The organism is Kitasatospora sp. A2-31 (assembly GCF_022288725.1).
Classification (GTDB): Bacteria; Actinomycetota; Actinomycetes; order Streptomycetales; family Streptomycetaceae; genus Kitasatospora.
In genome coordinates, this window is sequence record NZ_JAKNTA010000190.1 from 1 (window position 1) to 1371 (window position 1371).

Below are 1371 nucleotides of genomic sequence, written 5' to 3' on the forward strand. Positions count from 1 at the left end.
CGCTGGCGTCGAGGTCGAACTCGGCACCGGTCGTGGTGCGGACGTCCCAGCCGAGGCCGACGGTGACCGAGGACAGGCCGGGGGCCTCCTTGGTCAGCGAGACGTTGCCACCCTTGGAGAGGCTCACTGGCATGGTGTGTGCTGTCCCTTCGTTGCTTGTGCCCGGGATAACGCGGGAGGGCGGGGGCTTGGTTCCACGCTTCCCGGCAGATTCTCGGGGTCGCGGCCGGATCGGGCAACGACCGGTCGACGGCGGGTCAGATCCGCCGGAAGCGTCCCTGCAGCGACCAGACGTTGGGATTGTCGGCGAGATCGGGGTGCATGTCGAAGAGGTCGGCCAGGGTGTCCTGCAGGAAGTCGCGGGCCTCGCGCCGCAGGTCGCTGTGGCGGACCACGACCGGTTCCTCGTCCGGCAGCCAGGTGGCGCTGACCTCGACCCAGTTGAAGCGGCGCGCGAACCGCAGCAGCTCGGTGTTCTGGGTGAAGTCGAGGTCGGCGGTCTGCACCCGGGCCGAGCGGCTGCCGTCCGGATCCCGGTCGAGCTGCTCGGCGATGTCGCACAGCGCCCAGGCGAAGTCGAGGACCGGCACCCACCCCCAGGCCGTGGACACCTCGGCGCCGTCCGATTCCAGGTAGACGTCGCCGCAGAAGAGGTCGTACCGCAGCGCCTGGACCGAGGCGGTCCGGTAGTCCGTCTGCGGGGGGTCCGGGAAGCGGTTGGAGAGGGAGTAGCCGAGCTCGATCACACAGGCCATTGTCGGGGCTGCGGGCACCGGGGTTAAACCGGGTGACCGCCGCCACCGGGCACGGGATGATGGACGCATGCCCGAGCCCATCCGCGTACGGGGGTCGGTGGTCGTCCCCGACGCCGAGCTCGTCTGGCGCTTCTCCCGTTCCTCCGGCCCCGGTGGCCAGCACGTCAACACCTCCGACACCCAGGTCGAGCTGCGCTACGACCTGGCGGCCTCCGAGGCGCTGCCGGAGGTGTGGAAGCAGCGCGCCCTGGAGCGGCTGGCCGGACGGCTGGTCGACGGCCGGGTGCTGGTGGTCCGCGCCTCCGAGCACCGCTCGCAGTGGCGCAACCGCGAGGTCGCCGCGGCCCGGCTGGCGTCGGTGCTGGGGGAGGCCACCGCACCGCCGCCGAAGGCCCGCAGGGCGACGAAGCCCAGCCGCGGCATGGTCGAGCGGCGGCTGTCCAACAAGCGGCACCGCTCCGAGCTGAAGCAGGGGCGGCGGTCGCCGCGCGGCGAGTAGCCGGGCCGGCCGTGACGGCGGGCGGCTCCGCCCAGCTGCCGGGAGCCCCCGCGGGAGGAGAGGAGCGGGCGGGCGGCCCGGGCGGGGACCACGGGCCCCCAGAAGGGGCCCCACCGC

3 protein-coding genes are annotated in these 1371 nt (G+C 73.2%); 1 reads left to right on the forward strand and 2 read right to left on the reverse strand.

Going from position 1 to position 1371, the window contains the following annotated elements:
- Both MCM47_RS40765 and MCM47_RS40770 read right to left on the reverse strand, forming a co-directional pair.
- The coding region (locus tag MCM47_RS40765; RefSeq protein WP_238951836.1) for a TerD family protein at positions 1-133 on the reverse strand (133 nt) is incomplete at its 3' end.
- Positions 134-257: 124 nt separating this feature from the next.
- Positions 258-755 carry a hypothetical protein gene (locus MCM47_RS40770; protein ID WP_255751988.1) on the reverse strand — a complete coding sequence of 166 codons (498 nt, stop codon included), beginning with the start codon at positions 753-755 and terminating at the stop codon, positions 258-260.
- A gap of 67 nt (positions 756-822) precedes the next feature.
- Here MCM47_RS40770 and arfB point away from each other — a divergent pair, with 67 nt between their 5' ends.
- The gene (gene arfB, locus MCM47_RS40775) at positions 823-1254 is read left to right on the forward strand and encodes an alternative ribosome rescue aminoacyl-tRNA hydrolase ArfB (protein ID WP_238861192.1); all 432 of its coding nucleotides are present in this window, start codon (positions 823-825) and stop codon (positions 1252-1254) included.
- Positions 1255-1371 lie beyond the last annotated feature (117 nt).